General features: G+C 62.2%; 19 protein-coding genes. 9 read left to right on the top strand and 10 right to left on the bottom strand.

All coding sequences use genetic code 11. The annotated features are described in order from the left end of the window. Nucleotides 1-11 precede the first annotated feature (11 nt). Nucleotides 12-827 (bottom strand): helix-turn-helix domain-containing protein, encoded by an 816-nt coding sequence (locus KI243_RS15150; RefSeq protein ID WP_017127344.1) that lies wholly within the window; start codon nt 825-827, stop codon nt 12-14. 190 nt (nt 828-1017) lie between these two features. Here KI243_RS15150 and KI243_RS15145 point away from each other — a divergent pair, with 190 nt between their 5' ends. After that, nucleotides 1018-1290, top strand: a complete 273-nt coding sequence (locus KI243_RS15145; RefSeq protein ID WP_177082267.1) for a DUF1652 domain-containing protein — start codon at nt 1018-1020, stop codon at nt 1288-1290. 62 nt (nt 1291-1352) lie between these two features. On the opposite strand, the gene KI243_RS15140 is transcribed toward KI243_RS15145, so the two are convergent. Further along, nucleotides 1353-3818, bottom strand: coding sequence for a UvrD-helicase domain-containing protein (locus KI243_RS15140; RefSeq protein WP_212811093.1), 2466 nt, complete (start codon nt 3816-3818; stop codon nt 1353-1355). A gap of 280 nt (nt 3819-4098) precedes the next feature. Between KI243_RS15140 and KI243_RS15135 the strand changes: the two genes are divergently transcribed. Then, nucleotides 4099-4797 carry a pirin family protein gene (locus KI243_RS15135; RefSeq protein WP_177057055.1) on the top strand — a complete coding sequence of 233 codons (699 nt, stop codon included), beginning with the start codon at nt 4099-4101 and terminating at the stop codon, nt 4795-4797. Between the two features lie 174 nt (nt 4798-4971). Here KI243_RS15135 and pgm read toward each other — a convergent pair whose 3' ends face one another. Beyond that, on the bottom strand, nt 4972-6618 hold the full coding sequence (gene pgm, locus KI243_RS15130; RefSeq protein ID WP_103032694.1) for a phosphoglucomutase (alpha-D-glucose-1,6-bisphosphate-dependent): 1647 nt from the start codon (nt 6616-6618) through the stop codon (nt 4972-4974). A gap of 168 nt (nt 6619-6786) precedes the next feature. Then, entirely contained in the window at nt 6787-7056 is a 270-nt protein-coding gene (locus KI243_RS15125) for a DUF1652 domain-containing protein (protein ID WP_017127350.1), read from the bottom strand. A 432-nt stretch (nt 7057-7488) separates the two neighbouring features. On the opposite strand from KI243_RS15125, the gene eco reads away from it, so the two are divergent. Together eco and KI243_RS15115 are read left to right on the top strand one after the other, a co-directional pair. Further along, complete coding sequence (eco, locus tag KI243_RS15120; protein ID WP_017127351.1) at nt 7489-7971, top strand: serine protease inhibitor ecotin; 483 nt, start codon at nt 7489-7491, stop codon at nt 7969-7971. A gap of 18 nt (nt 7972-7989) precedes the next feature. After that, nucleotides 7990-8295 (top strand): NIPSNAP family protein, encoded by a 306-nt coding sequence (locus KI243_RS15115; protein ID WP_177131093.1) that lies wholly within the window; start codon nt 7990-7992, stop codon nt 8293-8295. Nucleotides 8296-8305: 10 nt separating this feature from the next. Here KI243_RS15115 and ilvA read toward each other — a convergent pair whose 3' ends face one another. Further along, nucleotides 8306-9361: a threonine ammonia-lyase, biosynthetic gene (ilvA, locus tag KI243_RS15110; RefSeq protein ID WP_083875392.1), complete on the bottom strand. Its 1056-nt coding sequence runs from the start codon at nt 9359-9361 to the stop codon at nt 8306-8308. A 260-nt stretch (nt 9362-9621) separates the two neighbouring features. On the opposite strand from ilvA, the gene KI243_RS15105 reads away from it, so the two are divergent. Both KI243_RS15105 and map read left to right on the top strand, forming a co-directional pair. Next, nucleotides 9622-9822 (top strand): ParD-like family protein, encoded by a 201-nt coding sequence (locus KI243_RS15105; protein WP_017127354.1) that lies wholly within the window; start codon nt 9622-9624, stop codon nt 9820-9822. Further along, nucleotides 9822-10601: a type I methionyl aminopeptidase gene (map, locus tag KI243_RS15100; protein ID WP_212811092.1), complete on the top strand. Its 780-nt coding sequence runs from the start codon at nt 9822-9824 to the stop codon at nt 10599-10601. Before KI243_RS15105 ends, map begins: the two co-directional genes overlap by 1 nt. Before the next feature lie 107 nt (nt 10602-10708). Here the strand turns inward: map and KI243_RS15095 are convergent, their stop codons facing one another. Together KI243_RS15095 and KI243_RS15090 are read right to left on the bottom strand one after the other, a co-directional pair. Further along, on the bottom strand, nt 10709-11650 hold the full coding sequence (locus KI243_RS15095; RefSeq protein ID WP_017127356.1) for a magnesium transporter CorA family protein: 942 nt from the start codon (nt 11648-11650) through the stop codon (nt 10709-10711). A gap of 10 nt (nt 11651-11660) precedes the next feature. Continuing rightward, complete coding sequence (locus KI243_RS15090; protein WP_244861868.1) at nt 11661-13247, bottom strand: RimK family protein; 1587 nt, start codon at nt 13245-13247, stop codon at nt 11661-11663. 89 nt (nt 13248-13336) lie between these two features. On the opposite strand from KI243_RS15090, the gene KI243_RS15085 reads away from it, so the two are divergent. Beyond that, a complete protein-coding gene (locus tag KI243_RS15085) occupies nt 13337-14443 on the top strand; it encodes a GNAT family N-acetyltransferase/peptidase C39 family protein (protein WP_212811091.1) in 1107 nt (368 codons plus the stop codon). On the opposite strand, the gene KI243_RS15080 is transcribed toward KI243_RS15085, so the two are convergent. Together KI243_RS15080 and KI243_RS15075 are read right to left on the bottom strand one after the other, a co-directional pair. Continuing rightward, entirely contained in the window at nt 14422-15573 is a 1152-nt protein-coding gene (locus KI243_RS15080; protein WP_212811090.1) for a PQQ-dependent sugar dehydrogenase, read from the bottom strand. The two genes, KI243_RS15085 and KI243_RS15080, sit on opposite strands and share 22 nt — an antisense overlap. 47 nt (nt 15574-15620) lie before the next feature. Beyond that, nucleotides 15621-15977: a hypothetical protein gene (locus KI243_RS15075; protein ID WP_017127359.1), complete on the bottom strand. Its 357-nt coding sequence runs from the start codon at nt 15975-15977 to the stop codon at nt 15621-15623. A 354-nt stretch (nt 15978-16331) separates the two neighbouring features. On the opposite strand from KI243_RS15075, the gene KI243_RS15070 reads away from it, so the two are divergent. Then, nucleotides 16332-18752 (top strand): autotransporter outer membrane beta-barrel domain-containing protein, encoded by a 2421-nt coding sequence (locus KI243_RS15070; RefSeq protein WP_177117909.1) that lies wholly within the window; start codon nt 16332-16334, stop codon nt 18750-18752. Between the two features lie 84 nt (nt 18753-18836). Here KI243_RS15070 and KI243_RS15065 read toward each other — a convergent pair whose 3' ends face one another. After that, nucleotides 18837-19022, bottom strand: a complete 186-nt coding sequence (locus KI243_RS15065) for a hypothetical protein (RefSeq protein ID WP_017127361.1) — start codon at nt 19020-19022, stop codon at nt 18837-18839. 401 nt (nt 19023-19423) lie between these two features. Between KI243_RS15065 and KI243_RS15060 the strand changes: the two genes are divergently transcribed. Next, a complete protein-coding gene (locus tag KI243_RS15060; protein WP_083875394.1) occupies nt 19424-21013 on the top strand; it encodes an ABC-F family ATPase in 1590 nt (529 codons plus the stop codon). Nucleotides 21014-21086 lie beyond the last annotated feature (73 nt).

Raw genomic sequence — 21086 nt, 5'->3', positions numbered from 1 at the left:
AGTACCGCTGCTCAGAAGGTGTCTTGCGCGCGTGCACGCAGAGAAATTTGCCGGGCATAGGCCTTGGGCGACAGGCCCGTGTGCTCGCGAAAGCACTTGTAGAAGGCCGAGAGAGAATTGAACCCGGCGGCAAAGGCCAGTTCGTCGATACGCGCCGGCTGCTCCGCCTTGTCCAGCGCCGCCAGCAGATGTTGCAGTCGCGCCTGGTTCACATAGCGATAGAAACTCTGGCCGAGCACCTGGTTGAGCAGGTAGGAAATCTGGTTGCGGCTGTAGCCGCACTCCTTCGCCACCCGTTGCAGGTCCAGTTCGGGATCGAGGTAGGCTTGCTGGCGCTCGAAGTACTGCTGCAGATCGTCGGCCATGAAGCTCAGTTGCCGTGGCGACAGCCCCAGGCGGCTGACCGCCGGCCGCAGCACGCCGGTCGCCGAACGGGCAGGCTGCTCATGCACCAGGGAAGCGTATTCGTTGACCCGCCAGATCAGCCCGTCACGCACGGTGATCGCCTCGCTGGAGCGAAACGACACCAGTCCCTCGCCGCCGCGCAGGGTGATCTTGTATTGAATGAAGGCCGTGTTGCCGTCCAGGCGGATACGGTCGCTGTGTTCCAGTGCCTCGTCGGACTCCCGGGGCATGCTGACCCGCACGTATTCACGCAGGTCCGCCAGGCCCAGCAGGCGGTTCTGGAAGAAGTCGTGGTACTGGATGTCCGGATGATAGAGGGCCATGACCCCGTCCAGGTCACGGTGTTTCCAGCACAGGTGGTAACGCAGGACAGTTTCGCCGGTGGCCCGGGTCTGGGCGGGGCCGTCATCGTCTTCGGACATGGAGCGCTCAAATGAGGGTGAGTTATGACACAGATCAAATTACACGAAAACAATCGCCGAACGGCCTGAAAAAACTCTCCTGTCCGTTGCGAACGAGTGCTATTTTTAGCACTCGGCCAGGTCGGACCATGAGGTCCTTCCGTTCCTACCCGCGAGCAAAAGGAAGCGCTCAATGAAACAGGTGGGCACCATGAGCAAAATCTTCAGCAAGGTCACCTTCCCCAATGCCTGCCAATTGATGCGCTGGCATTTTCACCCCTTGGGTTTCGAAGCCACCATGGACGCACCGGGCAGCCTGATCGCCCGTCTGTTCGACCGGGCCAGTGGCGAAACCCTGATCGCCATTGCCGGGATCCCCTGCGCCACGGTGATGAATGCCGCCGATGTGGAACGCATCATCGAGGCGGTCGAGGCCGAACTCGAGTCCTTTGTGCCCCCGCAGAGCCTGAAGGCGCTGGCCTGAAGCCATGATCTGCAAAGGGACCATGGGGACTGGCGTGGGAATTGGTGACAACTCTTCCCCATTCATGACCTGACGCGCAAATCGGCAAAGAACGCCTTGCCTCCGGCAATCCGATCGGATGCCTTGGGCGCGTTCGCCGCCTGGGCATCCTGCCCATCCAGATACCAATAGCAGTGCTTCACCGCCCGGGTGATCCCGACATAGGCCAGGCGCAGGATCTCGTCTTTCTGCGCGTTGTCGTACGGCTCGGCATCGCCATCCCTGCCCAGTCCCGCCATCCGGTAAACCTGGTTCTTGTAGGGTGAGCGGGTCAGGTGCAGGCAATCGCCGAGCAGGAACACCGCATCGGCTTGCAGGCCCTTGGAGCTGTGATAGGTCAACTGCTTGAGCCGGCGCTGCTCGAAAGGCAAGCTAGAATCAACATTAACTGTTGACTGAATATGCTCTTCAATCAATAACTTATCGCTACTTTTTCGAAATAGCATCAAGATACTGTCGCCATTCCGATAGTGCTCTGCCAGGCGCCGGCCCAGCGCCGCATCGTCCCGATCGAGGATATTCACCGGCAACACGTCCTTCGACGCTCCCGCAGCCCTGGCCTTTTTCCCGGCGATGGCCGGGGCCGCCCGCACGATATGTTCGGCCGCGTCGATGATGTGCTGGTGACTGCGGTAGTTGTCGCTGAGCATCACCCGGGTGGTCGCCGGCGACGGAAACTCCTTGCCGAACTCCATGAAGTACTTGGGCGAGCTGCCCCGCCAGCCATAGATCGACTGCCAGTCATCGCCCACGCACAGCAGGGATGAATGCTGCGCCCCACGCCCGACATGCAGGGCCGGGCCGCGTCGACGGATCTCCCGCAGGCTGGCCCGCAGCCAGGAGACGATCTGCGGTGAAACATCCTGGAACTCGTCGATCATCAGGTGCGACAACGGTCGCAGCAGCTCGTCGCTGAGCAAGGCCTGGTTTTCCGGGCTGTTCTCGCCGAACAGCGAGAACATCCGGTTATAGGTCATGATCGGCGGCGATTGCGCAAGCAGATGCGCCTCCAGGGCCTTCCAGAACAGACTCAGGGCTTCGAAGAAGAACCGGTCCGGGTCATCCTGGGCAAAACTCATCTGCCCCACAGCAACATTGACGTCCAGGCCAAGGTTCTCGATAAACCCGGCTGCCATGACAAAACAATCGAGCAAAGGCGCCGAGGCAAGCTCACCCTTGACCTTGTAATCGAAACCGGGACCGGCCGTGGCATCGCCACCCAGGGAGGACAAAACCCGCTTGGCCGACTCGTAACTATCAAGCCATATCAATGGCTTACGACAGAAAGCTTGAAACAGGGTGCGCTTCACCGCCCACTCCGCGCGCACCGTCAGGCGTGAGCCCGGACGCGTGATCTGCGGACTTTCCCGCGGATCGAAACCCAGGACCACCCAGGCATCCAGCTCCGGGATATAGCCATGGCAATGAAAGGGCGAGCCGTTGATATCGACCGTCTCGCGATTCGGCTCGATCCCTTCGATCGGCCAGGCACCGGCGCGAAACCACAGGTCCTCGACGGTATCGCACAGCTCCTCGTCGCGCCTGGAGGCGAGCTCGGTCACCGCCATGCGCTTCTGTACATCCGGGTGATCCTGCTCCAGTTCCTTGAGTTGCAATGCTTGCTTATACAGCGGCACCAGGATTTCGCGAAAACGGGGTTCATCGCGATACAACCGGTGGTAGCAGGCATTGAGCTGCTGGCGCTGGGCGTCATTGATCCGCAGGTCGAAGGGATTGCTGTCGGCACCCTCGTCCTCGAACAGCGTGCGCGCACTGAGGTTCTCGAACGCCTGCAACTGGGCAAAACCCGGCAGGCTGCGGACCATCGGCAGGATCCGCGAATGAAAGGTGCGCACCACGTCCCGGGCCTCCCTGAGGCTGAGGGAACGCCCCCATAACGCAAAGACCTCGATCAGCTTGGCAATGAAGTCCTTGCGTGACTCACGGGTAAAGGTCACCACGGTCAGCGAATCGAGTTCGAACCCCAGGTAGTGGGTCAGCAAGAGAATACGCAGGACCAGTGACGTCGATTTCCCCGCGCCGGCCCCGGCGATCACCGAAGTTGACGGCGTGTCGCTGAAGATCATCTTCCATTGCGCCGTGCTCGGCTGCGCATGGGCCGGCAACAGGCGGGCAACGTCCGCCTTGATGAGCTTCTTCAGCTCAGCCCCCAGCGGCAGGCGCCAGTCGTCGAACAGGTTGCCGTCGACCCCGGGCGCGCGGTGTTCCGCAGGACGCGTATCGCGGATCAGCAGCACCTGCCGCCCCTCTTCCAGGCCGTCGGCGCGCCCTTCCTGGTAACCGTATTCCACGCCGGCACTGTGGCCGCTACGGAAGCCATCCGCCTGCCCCTGCAACCAGGACGCCACGTGCTGCGCCCGCAGCCGGCTCAGGCCGCTGCCCAGCAGGCGGGCCATCAGGCGCTTGAGCAGCGGCAACTGGGCCAGGGAGGAAAGTTCGGCGGGCGGTTCGGGGGTGTATGACGACACGCTGACTCCAGGTCTGAGGCTGTCCGGACGGGAGGCCTATGGTCGCTCCATTACGCCTGGAGTTCTAGTCAATTGCTTGTCTATCAGCTGTTTAGGCGACGAATTGAAAGTGGAGACATCATTGGAGGCACGGAAACACATCAACCATATCGATTGTTTTGAAGCATTATTTACGCTTTTTATCGATATTGGTTTGATCGATCATAGGACCATCATCAACCGGTCACCGTCCTGCCCTGGCCCGTGCCAGCCCACGACGAACCTGAACAGGAGAAGACTCATGCTGCAACTCAGGCCCTTCAACACCCTGGGCGGCGCTCACCACGGCTGGCTAGATGCGCACCACCACTTTTCGTTCGCCGAATACCATGATCCGCAGCGCATGAACTGGGGCAACCTGCGGGTCTGGAACGACGACGTGATCGCCCCTGGCACCGGTTTTCCGCAACACCCGCACCGGGACATGGAAATCATCACCTATGTCCGCGAAGGTGCCATCAGCCACGAGGACAACCTTGGCAACAAGGGTCGCACCGAAGCCGGCGATGTCCAGGTGATGAGCGCCGGCACCGGGATCGCCCACAGCGAGTACAACCTGGAATCGACGCCCACCAGGATCTTCCAGATCTGGATCATCCCCAACGAAGCCGGCTCGGCTCCCTCCTGGGGTGCCAAGCCGTTTCCCAAGGGCGAGCGTGGCGAAGGTTTCGTCACCCTCGCCAGTGGTAAGGCCGGCGATGACCAGAGCCTGCGGATTCGTGCCGATGCCCGTCTGGTCGCCGCCAACCTGAAGGCCGGTGAAAGCGCCGAATACCGCCTGGACGGCAAGCGCCGCGCCTACCTGGTGCCGGCCACCGGGGTGATCGAGGTCAATGGCCTGCGCGCCGAAGCACGTGACGGCGTGGCCGTGGCCGAGGAAGAGGTGCTGCGGATCACCGCCGTGCAGGACAGCGAGATCATTCTGGTGGACCTGGCGTAGAAGCCCTGATCGTTCCCACGCTCCAGCGTGGGAATGCCTCATCGGAGGCTCTGTGTCCGCTTTGTGACGCAGAGCGTCACGGGCTGCATGCCCACGCAGAGCGTGGGAACGATCAAAAAAAGGGGTGGACGACGCAGGTCGCTCACCCCTTTTGCATGGCCGATCAAGCCTGGATCAGTTGGCGGAAATAGCTCCATCCACCAGCACCTGGGCCTCTGCCACCAGGCGCTTGAGGTGATCGTCGCCGATAAAGCTCTCGGCGTAGATCTTGTAGATATCCTCGGTACCCGAAGGCCGCGCGGCGAACCAGCCGTTCTCGGTCATGACCTTCAGCCCGCCGATCGCCTGATCGTTACCCGGCGCATGGCTGAGAATCTGTTGAATCGCTTCGCCGGCCAGTTGCGTCGAGGTCACCTGCTCCGGCGACAGCTTGCTCAGCAGCGCCTTCTGCGCCGGCGTCGCCTTGGCATCGACGCGCACGGAGAACGGTTCGCCCAGTTCGTCGGTCAGGCCACGGTAGATCTGGCTCGGGTCGCGCCCGGTACGCGAGGTCATTTCCGCCGCCAGCAGCGCCGGAATCAGGCCGTCCTTGTCGGTGGACCAGACGCTGCCATCCTTGCGCAGGAACGACGCCCCGGCACTCTCCTCGCCACCAAAGCCGAGGGAGCCGTCGAACAGGCCGTCGGCAAACCACTTGAAGCCCACCGGCACTTCGTACAGGCGCCGCCCCAGGCGTGCCGCCACGCGGTCGATCAGACCGCTGCTGACCACGGTCTTGCCGACCGCGGCATCGCTGCGCCACTGCGGACGATTCTGGAACAGGTAGTCGATGGACACCGCCAGGTAGCTGTTCGGCGCCAGCAGGCCACCGGACGGAGTGACGATACCGTGGCGGTCATGGTCCGGATCGCAGGCGAAGGCCACGTCGAAACGCTCCTTCAGGCCGATCAGGCCCTGCATCGCATGGCTGGAGGACGGGTCCATGCGGATCTTGCCGTCCCAGTCTACGCACATGAAACGGAAGGTCGGGTCGACCTCGGTATTCACCACCTCCAGGTTCAACCGGTAGTGATCGGCGATCGCCGACCAGTAGCGCACGCCGGCACCCCCCAGGGGATCGACGCCCAGGCGCAGGTTGGCGCCACGGATGACGTCCATGTCGATGACATTGACCAGGTCGGCGACATAGCTGTTGAGGTAGTCATGACGGTGCGTGGTGTCGGCCTTGAGCGCCTTCTCGTAGCTGATGCGCTGCACGCCGGCCAGCTGGTTGCCCAGCAGTTCGTTGGCCTTGGCTTCGATCCACTTGGTGATGTGGGTATCGGCGGGACCGCCATTGGGCGGGTTGTACTTGAAGCCACCGCTTTCCGGCGGGTTGTGGGACGGGGTGATCACCACGCCATCCGCCAGGCCGGAAGTACGGCCACGGTTGTAGCAGATGATGGCATGGGACACCGCCGGCGTCGGCGTGTATTCATCCCCCTGGGCAATCATGGTGTGCACGCCGTTGGCGGCAAAGACTTCCAGGGCACTGGCACCGGCCGGGGTGGACAGCGCATGGGTGTCGATACCGACGAACAACGGACCATCGATCCCCTGGGACTGGCGGTACAGGCAGATGGCCTGGCTGATGGCCAGGACGTGCCATTCATTGAAACTCAGCTCGAACGAACTGCCCCGATGCCCGGAGGTGCCGAAGGCGACACGCTGGGTGGAGATCGCTGCATCGGGCTGGCCGGTGTAATAGGCCGATACCAGTCGCGGGATATCTACCAGCAGCTGTGCCGGTGCCGGTTTGCCCGCAAAAGGACTGAGTGTCATGCAAAACCTCTGGAAATCAAGAGTACGAGGGGGAAAGCGCGCAGTTTACTGGCAGTTCGACACTGGCGTTAAGGTATCTATCCCATGGCGGGAAAGATTTTCTGCAGGCGACGCCCCCGGTCTGCCGGGGGCGTCGGCAAAGAAGAAGATGAAGTCAGCCGGGGTGTTTCAACGAGCCCGCGCCCGTGCCTCGCCGTAATGACCGTCCTGGCCATGTTCAAGGTCGTAGCGCAGTTCGGCGATCAGTTCGGAAATGGCCCGATTGCTGTCCAGCTTCGAGGCGCAGATCCCGGTCACCACCAGGTCCACCCGTTCGGATTTCTTGTCGAACACTTTCACGGTCAGGGACTCATCGGCCCCCAGGGTGCATTGGCAGCGCATCGGCAGGAAACTGCTTTCAATGATGTTGCGTAACTCCAGCGTTGATAGCGATAGCATGGCGACTCTCTCCGTTCTATGAGGCTGCCAGATTTTATTGTGGCAACGGCCAGTGGCCGTCTTACAACCCACGATTGGCCCGCTCCGCCCTATCCTGGACAACGAAACCACCTTCAAGACTAGGCCGTTTTTTTCCGGCTGTTAAGGTTATTCGTCCGACAATCGGGCCGGTGGGTTTCTTTCCAATACAGCAGGAAACATGCCCGTCGAGATGAATAATTGTTTGCTGGAAAAACAATGACTTTGACCCACTAATAGCAAAGTGACGCTATGCAGAATGCAAGAAAAGTGCTTTGGCATAGTGCAATTTGCCCTTATCTTGGCAACTTGATCGGGGCACCCGGACAGAAACCACCGCAGCCCTCCGGCATACTGCCCGGACTGCGCCACTCACACGAGGGATAGCTCCCTCCTGACAGGGCAAGAGAGCTCATGAATTCGACGACTATCGCCGCCACATTCCTGCTGGCCTTGACCACTGCCGCCAGCGCGGTCGCCGCCGACAAATCGGACCTGGCCCCCTTCCCGAAAGCGGAAGACGGCTTCACCCGCACGGTCATCCGGGTACCGAAGATGACCAAGGACTCCGATCACCGGGTGGAAATCATCGCCGGCAAGACCCTGCCCGTCGACTGCAACCAGAAACGCCTGGGCGGCAATCTCGACGAGAAGAACCTGGAAGGCTGGAGCTACTCCTACTACCGCCTGGAAAGCGTCAGCGGACCGGTATCCACGCTGATGGCCTGCCCGCCCGGCGCCAAGGCCAAGAAAGACTTTGTCCCGGTGATCGGCACCGGCTACATGCTGCGCTACAACAGCAAGCTGCCGCTGGTGATCTACGCCCCGGACGACGTGGAAATCCGCTACCGCATCTGGACCCCGTCCAAGCTGACCAAGAAAGCCGTCAGTGAATAACCGCCGGGGAATGCCTGCATGATCACCTGCCACGTCAAGTACGTCATTGATCCATATCAACTGGCCGACTTCGAAGCCTATTCCAAGGCCTGGATCCGTATCGTCGAACGCCTGGGCGGTACTCATCACGGCTACTTCCTGCCCTCGGAGGGCGCGAGCAATATCGCCTACTGCCTGTTCAGCTTCGCCTCCCTGGCCGACTACGAAAGCTACCGCCATATCGCCCTGACCGACCCCGAAAGCGCCGCCCTGGTGGCTTCGGTGGTGGAGAAGAAGTTCATCCTCAGCTACGAGCGCAGCTTCATGCGCCCGTTGCTGCCCTGACCGGCACCGCTCAGCTCAGCGCTACCCGCGGCTCGCAATGGGCCGCGCGTTCCGCGACATGACGCAGGCTGTCGAAGTTGATATTGGCGCCGGAGTTGATCGCCACCAGCGTCTGGCCCGTGAGCCGATTGAGCGTCACATACTTCCTGATACCCGCCACCGCCAATGCCCCCGAGGGCTCGGTGATGGACCGGGTATCGTCGTAGATATCGCGGATGGCACCGCACAGTTCGTCGTTGCTGACGGTGATGACTTCATCGACATGCCGGCGGCAGACCTCGAACCCATGCGCACCGATCTGCGCGACCGCCACGCCATCGGCGAAAGTCCCGACCCGGGGCAGGACCACCCGCTCCCCTGCCTGCAACGCCAGTTGAAGGCAGTTGGAGTGCTCCGACTCGACGCCGATGATCCGCACCTGCGGGCGCAGGTATTTGACGTAGGCGGCGATCCCGGCGATCAGGCCGCCACCGCCGACCGGGACGAAGATCGCATCCAGCGCCCCCTGGTGCTGGTTGAGCAACTCCATCGCCACCGTACCCTGGCCGGCAATCACCTCGGGATCGTCGAACGGCGAGACAAAGGTGCAGCCGCGCTCCTGTGCCAGGTTCAAGGCATGGGCCAGGGCGAAAGGAAAGCTCTCGCCGTGCAGGACCGCGATGGCATCGCGGCTGCGTACACCCTTCACCTTGAGTTCGGGGGTACTGGTGGGCATGACGATGGTTGCCTGGATACCCAGTGTCCGCGCCGCCAGCGCCACACCCTGGGCATGGTTGCCCGCCGAGGCGGTGATCACGCCACAACGGCGCTGGGCTTCGTCGAGCTGCACCAGTTTGTTGTAGGCACCGCGGATCTTGAAGGAAAAGGTCGGTTGCAGGTCTTCGCGCTTGAGCAGGATCTGATTGCCCAGCGCCAGGGACAACGCCGGGGCCGGCTGCAACGGCGTACGGATCGCCAGGTCGTAGACCGGGGCAGCAAGAATCTTGCGCACATAGCTGCCCAGCAACAGGGATTCGCTACTCGGTGATTCTCTACTCGATAGTTGACTGGCGGTGTCGGTGCTCATGGGACTCTCCGGGTGATCGCTTGGCCTCGGAGACAGAAACAACAAACCCGCCTCGGAGGCGGGTTTGGGTAACAGATACAGGTCAGCCCGCCAGATAAGGAATGGCGGTAATAATGCTTGGCTGAGGAACAACGTGGGTGCGGGTCATGGGTCGAAATTAGCCGGGAGCGCCGGGCAAGTCAATGGGGAGCGCCGACGCCTGCTTGCCTGGAATATATGAAACATATACGATTCATATATTACCAATCCGAGAGAAGCCCATGGGTATCGTCAAGATCTCCGATGAACTGCACGAACAACTGCGCATGGCCAGTGCCGCCATGGATCGCTCGATCAACGCCCAGGCCGAGTTCTGGATCAAGCTGGGCCTGCTGGCCGAGCTCAATCCACAGCTGGGCTACAACGATCTGGTCAACCGCCTGCTGCTGAACCGGGACGACCTGATCCGAGGGCGCAGTTGATGGCGGTCGGCCTGATCAAGACACCCGCCGAACTGGCGCTGATGCGTGAGGCCGGGCGCCTGCTGGCCCAGGTGTTCAACATGCTCGACGGTCTGGTGGCTCCGGGCCTGTCGACCCTGGAGCTGGATCGCCGGGTCGAGGCCTTTATCCGCCAGGAACTGCTGGCCCGTCCGGCCAGCAAGGGCCAGTACGACTACCCCTACTCCATCAATACGTCGATCAACGAGGTGGTCTGCCACGGCATGCCCGATGCCCGGGCAATCCTGGCGCAAGGCGATATCGTCAATATCGACATCACCCTGGAAAAGAACGGTTTTATCGCCGACTCCAGCAAGATGTACCTGATCGGTGAAGTCAGCGCCAAGGCCCGGCGCCTGGTGGACAAGACGTTCGAAGCGCTCTGGGCAGGTATCGGCGTGGTCAGGCCAGGGGCCCGGCTGGGGGATATCGGCCACGCGATCCAGAAACACGCCGAAGCCAATGGCTACAGCGTGGTCCGCGAGTATTGCGGGCATGGTATCGGCCGGCAGATGCACGAGGAACCGCAGGTCCTGCATTTCGGCCGGCCGGGCACCGGGCTGGTGTTGCGCGAAGGCATGGTCTTCACCATCGAGCCGATGCTCAACCAGGGCAGTGCCCGGGTGCGCGACCTGAAGGACGGCTGGACCGTGGTGACCCGGGACGGCAGCCTTTCCGCGCAATGGGAACACACCGTGGCCGTCACCGCTGATGGCTTCGAAGTCCTGACCCTGCAACCCGCTCCCACCCCACCCTTGTAGGAGCCGAGCTTGCTCGCGAACCGGCGAAGACGGCCACTCACTTCCATCTTGCGGCGCGCGCGCAGCCGTATTCGCGAGCAAGCGCGGCTCCTGCAGGGATCGGCGGCTCAGGTGGCCCGGTCGGTGTTCCCGGCCATCCGCTTGAGCCCGAGCACCATCAGCCCGGCTCCGGCAAGCATCGCCGCCAGGAACAACGGATAGGACACCCACCACGGCGTACCGGCGGTCATCATGCTGTATTCGGACATGCCGCCGATGCTGGCAATCAGGTTGAGCGGCAGGAACACCACGTTGATCAGCGTCAGCTTGCGCAACAGGCCGTTGGTGCTGTTGTTCATGAGGTTGCCACGGGCATCGATCAGAGCGGAGAACACGTTGGAATAGATCTCCGCCTGCTTGTAGCACTGGTTGTTCTCGATGATCAGGTCGTCGATCAGGCCGATCGCCTGCTCGCTGAAGGCTTCCTTCTGGGCGTGGTTGCGCAGCCGCGTCAACACCGCGCCATTGCTGTGCAGGGCGTTGATGTAATAGATCAGGCTTTCGCTGAGGTTGAACATCTGGATCAGATGACGGTTTTCCATCGACGCATAGAATTTCTGCTGCAGCTCGCGGGCGACCATCTTGATCACCTTCAGGTGCCCGAGGTAGTGATGGATATTGTTGAAGAGCATCTCCAGCAGCACATCGAGCGGTGTGTGCAGGGCCTTGCGGGTACCGAGGCTGTCGAGTTGGGCATCGTCGGTGGCGATCACCAGCAGGCGGTCGGCGCAGAACAGCAGGCCGCAGGACGACACCTCGAAGGACAGGCTGCCGGCCCCCGAGTAATTCAGCGGCCGCTTCCAGATCAGAAACAGGTTGTCGGGGTGGAACTCGATGCGCGACACCTCGTCCGGGTCGAGGGCCGAGGCCAGGGCGTGTTCGTCGAGCTTGAAATGGCTGTGCAACAGATCCCGTTCCGCCGCGTCGGGATTGCTGAACAGCATCACCCCGGCATCCAGGCGCTCGACCGCGCGTAGCGCGCCATGCTGCAACTCGAAACTCTTGATCATCGCCCCCCCTCTACCAGGCCTGGCCGCGACGCTTGAGCTCCAGGCGCCGGACAAACTCCTCGAGCACCAGCCCATACAGGTCGTCCTGCAGGTAGGCGTCCTCGATCCCGGCATCCATGTTCGGGTTGTCGTTGACTTCAATCACCACCACCTTGTCGCCGGACTGCTTGAGATCCACCCCATACAGCCCGTCGCCGATCAGGTTGGCGGTCTTCACGGCCAGTTCGACCACCGCGCGCGGTGCTTCGTGAACCGCCAGGGTCCGGCATTCACCGTTGACATCCTGGCCCTTGGCCTTGTGGTTGTAGATCTGCCAGTGGCCCTTGGACATGAAGTACTGGCAGGCGAAGATCGGCTTGCGGTTGAGCACCCCGATGCGCCAGTCGTATTCGGTGTAGAAGAACTCCTGGGCCAGCAACAGTACCGAGTGCTCGAACAGTTCGGCGGTGGCTTCCAGCAGCGCCTGCTGGCTTTCGACCTTGATCACGCCACGGGAAAAACAGCCGTCGGGGATCTTCAGCACCAGCGGGAAGCCCAGGCGGTCGCCGACCCGCTCGAAGTCTTCCGGTCGTTCCTTGTAGAGAATCTCGGTGGCCGGCATGCCCAGCTTGTGACTCTTGAGCAGGTCGGTCAGGTAGACCTTGTTGGTGCAGCGCAGGATCGACGCCGGATCGTCCATCACCACCAGCCCCTCGCTCTCGGCCTTCTTGGCGAAACGGTAGGTGTGGTTGTCGACGCTGGTGGTCTCGCGGATCAGCAGCGCATCGTATTCGGCGATCCGTCCATAGTCCTTCTTCTCGATCAGCTCGACGTCAATGCCCAAGCCCTTGCCGACCCGGATAAAACTCTCCAGCGCCTTGGCATTCGAAGGGGGCAGCGCTTCCTGGGGGTCGTGCAGGATCGCCAGGTCATAACGGGCCAGGCGACGCGAACGTGGCACCCGCCAGATCTTGCGACTGAAACTGTCGAGGGACTGGGCGAAGTGATCTTCCTGGTCTTCGCGCAACTTGTGCAAAGTTCCAGCCTTGACGCCTTCGATATGCCAACTGTTACTCTTCTTGAACTCCACCAGCAATATCGGGCAGGGAAACACTTCAAACAGCTGCCGGGCAAGTTCCTGCAATGGCTCGATAACAGTAGTGCCAAAGTAAAGGGTCAGGGTAAACCCCTCGGTGTCCCGATAAAGATGATCGCCAAGAGCCTTGCCCAGGGTCTTGTCGAGGTCATCCAGGGCCAGCCCGTACAGCGCCTTGCGCGTCAGTTCGCTGATGGTCCGGACCGAGGGAATGACCTTGTGCCCACGGGCCTCGGCCAGCAGTGAACAGTAGTAGCCATGCCCCAGGTACTTGTAGCTGCGGCACAGGTTGATCACCTGCACGCGCTTGCCCGGCTCATTGACACGGGACTGCTCCAGGTACTCCTGCGCGGTGACGATATCCTCGCTGGGAAAGTACGACGCCCAGTCTTCCTTGCGCTCGACAATAATAACCAACTGACTGCCTGGATTGCTCGTCGGAGATAAATAAGTTGCCGTGGATATTGCTGTCGGCAAACTTTGCCCGGATACTTCGCGCCAATGACCTTGTACCGCTGACATAGAGATCGATCCGTTGAACAAGATGCTTTCTATTAAGCACGAAGTTTTCAGAAAGTCCCGTTCCGTTACGCAACTTTTACGGTGGTTATATGGATCTCGTCTTTCGCCTTGCGACAACCGATGACCTGGCTGCACTGCTGCAGCTGGAAGAGCATTGTTTCACCACCGACCGCCTGACCGCCCGCAGCTTCCACTGGATGGTCAGTCGGGCCCACGCCCGGCTGATCGTCGCCCAGCAGGCCGACGGGCAACTGGCCGGCTATGCCCTGGTGCTGTTTCACCGCGGCACTTCGCTGGCACGCCTGTATTCGATTGCCATCGCGCCCCACGCACGTGGCATCGGCCTCGGTAAACAGCTGCTGCAACGCAGCGAAGCCTGTGCCCTGGAACATGACTGCGCGTACCTGCGCCTGGAGGTACGCACCGACAACCACGCGGCCATCGCCCTCTACGAACACAACGGCTATCGCCGCTTCGGCCTGATCAACGACTACTACGAAGACCATGCCGATGCCCTGCGCCTGGAAAAACGCATCCTGCAGCATCACGCCAATCGTGAGGCGCAGGTGCCCTACTACGCCCAGACCACCGAGTTCACCTGCGGCCCGGCCTGCCTGCTGATGGCCATGGGCGCGTTGCAGGCGAAACGCCAGGCCTCGCGACGGGAAGAAGTACAGATCTGGCGCGAAGCAACCACCGTGTTCATGACCTCCGGGCACGGTGGCTGCAGCCCCCAGGGCCTGGCGCTGGCCGCCTGGCGACGGGGCTTCGGGGTGCGCCTGCAAGTGAGTATCAGCGGTCCGCTGCTGCTCAATGGTGTCCGTAACGAGCATAAAAAAGCCGTCATGCGCCTGGTGCATGACGGCTTCGAAGAAGAGTTGCGCCAGACCGATGTCGAGCAGGTGCTCGGAGGCGCCCTGGATCTGCCGCGCCTGCTGGCGGCCGGCGGCCAGCCGCTGGTGCTGATCAGCAGCTACCGCCTGACTCGCTCCAAGGCGCCGCACTGGGTGATCGTGACCGATTGCGACGAGGAATTCGTCTACCTGCACGACCCGGATGTCGACCACAGCCAGCACCGGCAGCCGCTGGACTGCCAGCATCTGCCGGTCAGCCACGGCGAATTCGACAAGATGAGCGCCTTCGGCAACAGCAAGCTGCGGGCGGCGGTGATCCTCTACTCCAGGCCCACCTTGTAGAGCGCGCCGTTCTCGGCATCGGTCAGCACATACAGGTAGCCGTCCGGCCCCTGGCGGACATCGCGAATCCGCGACTTCAGTTCGCCCAGCAGGCGCTCTTCATGGATGACCTTGTCGCCATCGAATTGCAGGCGGATCAGCTCCTGGGCGACCAGTGCACCGATAAACAGGTTGTGCCGCCATTTCGGGAAGCGATCGGCATCATAGAACGCCATGCCGCTGAGGCCGGGGGATTTTTCCCAGACATGATGGGGCGACACGGTGCCTTTCACCGTCTTGCCCTGGGCCTCGGGGATCGGTTGCAGCGAATAGTTGATGCCATGGGTTGCCAGCGGCCAACCGTAGTTCTTGCCGCGCTCGATGATATTGATCTCGTCACCGCCCCGCGGCCCATGCTCGTGGGTCCACAAGGTCCCGGTCCAGGGATTGAGCGCCGCTCCCTGCTGGTTGCGATGGCCGTAGGACCAGATCTCCGGGCGCACGCCCTGCTGGCCGACAAAGGGATTGTCGTCGGGCACCCGGCCGTCAGGAAAGATCCGCACCACCTTGCCTTGCAGCTTGTCGAGATCCTGGGCGGTCGGCCGTTCGTTGTTCTCGCCCAGGGCGATGAACAGGTAGCCGTCGCGGTCGAACACCAGGCGCGAGCCGAAGTGATTGCCCACCGACAGCTTCGGCTCCTGGCGGAAGATCACCTTGAAATCGGTCAATTGCCCGAGGTCGGCCGACAGCTGTCCGCGCCCCACCGCCGTACCGGCCTTGCCGCCCTCGCCCCCGCCTTCCGCATAGGAGAGGTAGACCAGGCGATCTTCCTTGAACGATGGCGACAGCACCACATCGAGCAAGCCGCCCTGGCCCTTGGCCCAGACCTGGGGCACACCGCCCAGCGGTGCCGACAGCTTGCCGTCGGGGCTCACCACCCGCAGGTTGCCCGGACGCTCGGTCACCAGCATGCCCTGCCTGTCGGGCAGGAACGCCAGGGCCCAGGGGTGCTTGAGCCCGTCGACGATTTCGCTGACGGCCACCGGCCCCGATTCGGATTGGAAGGTCTGCACAGCCGTATTGGCCGCCAGCGCGGGGAGGCTCATCAATGAGCCGGTGCACAAAGTCGCCAGGAGTGTTTTCAGCAACATGGGCATTTCCTTATGGAGGGAGAAAAAAACACTGCCGCCCACCCGCCTCAGCGACGCTGGTTCGGATCGGCACGGGTCCCGGGCTGGATCGGCACCGCCATCGGCGCCTGCTGGTCACGCGGGTAACCATTGCGGATCGCCCCGTTCTCGATCGTCGAAGGGCGCGGCGTCGGTTGGGTACCGGGGCCGCGTACAGGCGGCGTGGCTGACTCGGAGCCTTGCCGGCTGTTGGGATTGGCGCGGCGAATCGGGCTGTTATAGGGGTTGTCGCTGTTGGGCAGGTTCTGCGCCAGCAGCAAGGTGGCAGGCGGTGCCGGATCCGCCACCGCGCCGTCGGCGGGGATGGCGACGACCAGCAGGCCGATGACCAGCAAGGGGGTCAGACCGAAGACAAGTCTGTTCATGACGCCTCTCTCGAAGGATGAATTCATTATTGGCTGCAAACAGCCCATCAAGAATTGGATAACACCCTACGCCCGAGGTTCGCGCCACGGAAAAATTTCATATGACAGAATGCTTCAACAAATCGGCGGCAACATCGCGAAAAAGCAGGCCTGGCGGTGTCCCGACGAAAAAAGCACTGGACCAAACCTCTCACATTACGCCTGTTTTGCCACGGGCATAACCTGTCAACTTTGACAGTTATGCGCAGGTCTTTTTTACGTTATAACCCCCCACAAACACCCATGTTGAGCGCGTAGGGCCCTCAACATGCGCCGTGGTGGCTACGCCCTATCCTTGAAAAAAGGATAAATGCGATGCCTTATTTCCTGTTTCGCCCTCTCTGCGTTGTATTTCTCTTCCTCCTGACCCTGCAAGGCGCTCGCGCCGCCTGCACCTTCGCTCCTCCCACCGCCGGCAACGATGACTACACCTGCGACAGCGGAACAGCCACGACACTCGTCGACAACGCCGGCAACAACAGCCTGACGATGCCCACCGGCGGCACCGGCAGCATCACCGGCCCCGTGGTCTTCGGCACGGGCGACGATCGGGTCGTCATCGGTGGTGGCACGATCCACGGTGATGTCGATGAAGGCAGTGGAACCGACAATTTCACCATGACCGGCGGACAGATCCAGTCGCTGCACCAGGGGGACGGCCTGGACACCTTCGAGATGAGCGGCGGGGTCATCGTCGATGAGTTCGAGGATGGCGACAGGGCTCACATGACGGGCGGGTCCATCGGGCGCGTCGACATGAAACTGGACGACAACCTGTTCGACATGGAAGGCGGCACTATCGTCGGCAACCTGGTGACCGGCTTCGGCAAGGACACCATCCTCGTCAAGGGCGGAACCATCGGCGGCAACATCAGTGTCAGCGGTGGCGACGATCAGATCCTGGTCAGCGACGGGACAATAAACGGTGAAATCCGCATGAGCGCCGGCGCGGACTTCTTCAACTGGCGCAACGCCGGCATCATCCGCGGGGCCATCCTGATGGGGCTCGACAATGACCGGGCGCTGCTCGACGGTCTCTCGGATGCGACCCTCTCCTCCACCCCCTCGGTGGATGGCGGAGAAGGCACCGACCAGTTGACGTTCCAGGCCAGTACGCCGATCAATGGCGCGCGCTACGTCAACTGGGAAACGGTGAGCCTTACCCAGGGCAGCCAGATGACCCTCAATGACAGCCTGGTCCTGGGAGACACCGGCACCGGTACGGGCACTCTGGATATCGATGCCAGCAGCAGCCTCAGTTCCCACAGCGGCGTGCTCAGGGCCTTCACCGCCGGGCAGAATGTCACCCTGACCAACGCCGGTACGATCAACCTCACCAGCGGCGGCGCGCAGGCCGACGACCGTTTCACGGTGGTCGGCAACTATGTCGGCAACAGCGGCCACCTGAAGCTGCACAGTATCCTCGCTGGCGATGACTCACCCTCCGACCGGCTGGTGGTGTCCCAGGGTACGCTGTCCGGCACGACCGCCATCGAGGTCAGCAACCTCGGCGGCGGCGGTGCCGAGACCCTGCAGAACGGTATCCAGGTGGTCGAGGCCAACCAGGGCGCCACCAGCAGCGCCAATGCCTTCAGCATGGCAAGCCCGGCATCCGCCGGTGCCTTCGACTACTACCTGTTCAAGGGCGGGGTCACCGCCGGCACGGAAAACAACTGGTACCTGCGCTCCGCCGTGACCGGGCCGAGCCCGGAAGGGCCGGTCACGCCGCTGCCGACCCCGGTCTTCCCCGGCCTGCCGACGCCCGAACCCGGAGAAACCATTCCCTTCTACCGTCCCGAGGTGCCGATCGACGCAGTCGTCACCCCGGCCGCCGCGCTGCTCGCGCAGACCACGCTGGGCACTTTCCATGAGCGCCAGGGCGAGCAGGACCTGTTGCGCGAAACCGGCGACCTGCCGGCCGGCTGGGCGCGCACCTTCGCCAGCCGTTCGCGGCAGAGCTGGTCGGGGGATGTAAACCCGAGCCTCGACAGCACCATCTGGGGCTTCCAGGCCGGTCACGACCTCTTCGGGTCGACCAGCGCGGACGGCTACCGGCAACATGCCGGGCTGTTCGTCAGCCATGCCCGCCTGGACGGTGACGTACGGGGTTTCACCGGGGGATTCCAGGATCACGAAGCCGGCGACCTGCGCCTCAACGGCGACAGCCTGGGCGCCTACTGGACCTTGATCGGCCCCACCGACTGGTATGTCGACACCGTCGCCATGGGCACGCGCTACAACGGCAAGGCCCGCTCCGACCGTGGCGTCAAACTCGACCTCAAGGGGCATGCCGTGACGCTCTCCGTGGAAAGTGGCTATCCGCTGCCGATGTCCGAGCGCTGGGTCATCGAGCCCCAGGTCCAGTTGATCGGCCAGAAGGTCTCGATGGACAACGATGACGACGGCATCTCGCGGGTCGGCTTCGACACCCAGGAATACCTGAAGGGCCGCGTTGGCGTGCGCGCCAAAGGTTCGTACGTCGCCGGCGAGGTACCCCTCGAACCCTATGTACGCGGCAATCTCTGGCACGACTTCAAGGGACGCGATACCGCCACCTTCGACGGTTACCCGATCAAGACCGACCATACCGGCAGCACCCTGGACTTCGGTGCCGGCGTGGTGGCGAAACTGAGCCGCGATGTCCGCCTCTACGCCAGCCTCGACTACGGCAGCAATATCGATGCCCGCCAGCAGGAAGCCGTCTCCGCGACTATCGGTGTGCGCATGAGCTGGTAACCCGCGTGCCTCACCGCACGCAGGCGCTGTCACCAACGCAGAAAACCCCGGCGGTGCCGGGGTTCAAGCGCGTCAACGCATCGGTTATCGGCTGTTTTTCGCCGGCCGCACCTTGTGCATCGGCAGCGACACCACATAGGCCATGGCTTCTTCCCGGGTGCCGAACGAACTCAACCGATCCGCCTGGGTGCGCACCTTCCAGGGGCCGCCGCTGGCGTGGATTACTTCATAGCCGTTGACATGCATCTTCGAGAGCAGAGAAACGCTCATAGCCACCTCCCTTCACGTAGAGATATCCGAGGATTGCCGCCCCACCATACACCCGGTCGAGGCCGATTGACCGGCCGTACGTCGCCGGACGCCCCGCCGGCTACCCACCACCAGACCCGAAAACCGCGTGCCCAGCCGCGCCATCGCGCACAAAAGCGCCGAATCAACGATCAGCCGCCATATAACTGTCGTCTCGCGTATGCGACAATAGGCGAAATGTCTGGCACCCACCCCGCATTCACATCACGGCAACTCGGCCCTCACGTGCGTAGCTTGCTGTCGACTTATGCCCGCTGGATAACCTCACGCTCCGGTTGGAGCGAGCTGGAAACGTTGCAAACGGGTATCGAACGGGTATCTGCAGCCTCCGGCCACAGTTCAGTTATTGATAGGTAAGCTCCTTGATCTCCACAGCTAACATCACCATGCAGTTCGGCGCCAAGCCGCTCTTCGAGAACGTTTCGGTCAAATTCGGCAGTGGTAACCGCTACGGCCTGATCGGCGCCAACGGGTGCGGCAAGTCCACGTTCATGAAAATCCTCGGCGGCGACCTCGAGCCGTCCGGCGGCCAGGTCATGCTGGAGCCGAACGTGCGCCTGGGTAAACTGCGCCAGGATCAGTTCGCCTACGAAGAATTCAGCGTGATCGACACCGTGATCATGGGTCACGAAGAGCTGTGGAAGGTCAAGGCCGAGCGCGACCGCATCTACTCGCTGCCGGAAATGACCGAAGAAGACGGCATGGCCGTGGCCGAGCTGGAAACCGAGTTCGCCGAGATGGACGGCTACACCGCCGAATCCCGTGCCGGCGAACTGCTGCTGGGCCTGGGCATCGGCATCGAGCAGCACTTCGGCCCGATGAGCGAAGTGTCCCCGGGCTGGAAGCTGCGGGTACTGCTGGCCCAGGCGCTGTTCTCTGATCCGGAAGTGCTGCTCCTCGACGAGCCGACCAACCACCTGGACATCAACACCATCCGCTGGCTGGAAAACATCCTGACCCAGCGCTCCAGCCTGATGATCATCATCTCTCACGACCGTCACTTCCTGAACAGCGTGTGCACCCACATGGCTGACCTGGATTACGGCGAGCTGCGCCTGTTCCCGGGCAACTACGACGAGTACATGACCGTGGCGACCCAGTCGCGCGAGCAACTGCTGTCGGACAACGCCAAGAAGAAGGCGCAGATTTCCGAGCTGCAATCGTTCGTCAGCCGCTTCTCGGCCAACGCCTCGAAAGCCAAGCAGGCCACTTCCCGCGCCAAGCAGATCGACAAGATCCAGCTGGCCGAGGTCAAGCCATCGAGCCGCGTCAGCCCGTTCATCCGCTTCGAACAGACCAAGAAGCTGCACCGCCAGGCGGTCATCGTCGAGCATATGGCCAAGGGCTTTGACGGCGTCACGCTGTTCAAGGACTTCAGCTTCACCGTCGAAGCCGGCGAGCGCGTGGCGATCATCGGCCCGAACGGCATCGGCAAGACCACTCTGCTGCGCACCCTGGTCAACGAACTGACCCCGGATGCCGGCACGGTGAAATGGACCGACGCCGCCGAGCTGGGCTACTACGCCCAGGACCACGCCCATGACTTCGAAGACGACGTCAACCTGTTCGACTGGATGGGCCAGTGGACCCAGGGTGGCGAGCAACTGGTACGCGGCACCCTCGGCCGCATGCTGTTCTCCAACGACGAGATCCTCAAGTCGGTCAAGGTGATTTCCGGTGGCGAGCAAGGCCGCATGCTGTTCGGCAAGCTGATCCTGCAAAAACCCAACGTGCTGGTGATGGACGAACCGACCAACCACCTGGACATGGAATCCATCGAGGCGCTCAACCTGGCGCTGGAAAACTACCCGGGCACGCTGATCTTCGTCAGCCACGACCGCGAGTTCGTCTCGTCCCTGGCCACCCGCATCATCGAGCTGAGCCCGAGCGGCGTGATCGACTTCAGCGGCACCTATGACGACTACCTGCGTAGCCAGGGCGTGGTCTTCTAACCCCGCCTCCCTGTAGGAGCCGGCTTGCTGGCGATGGCGTCCGGACGGACGATGCAAGGCATTGAGGCCTCAT

The organism is Pseudomonas sp. Ost2, from assembly GCF_018326065.1.
GTDB lineage: Bacteria > Pseudomonadota > Gammaproteobacteria > Pseudomonadales > Pseudomonadaceae > Aquipseudomonas > Aquipseudomonas gingeri.
This window is presented reverse-complemented; position numbering and strand designations above follow the sequence as displayed.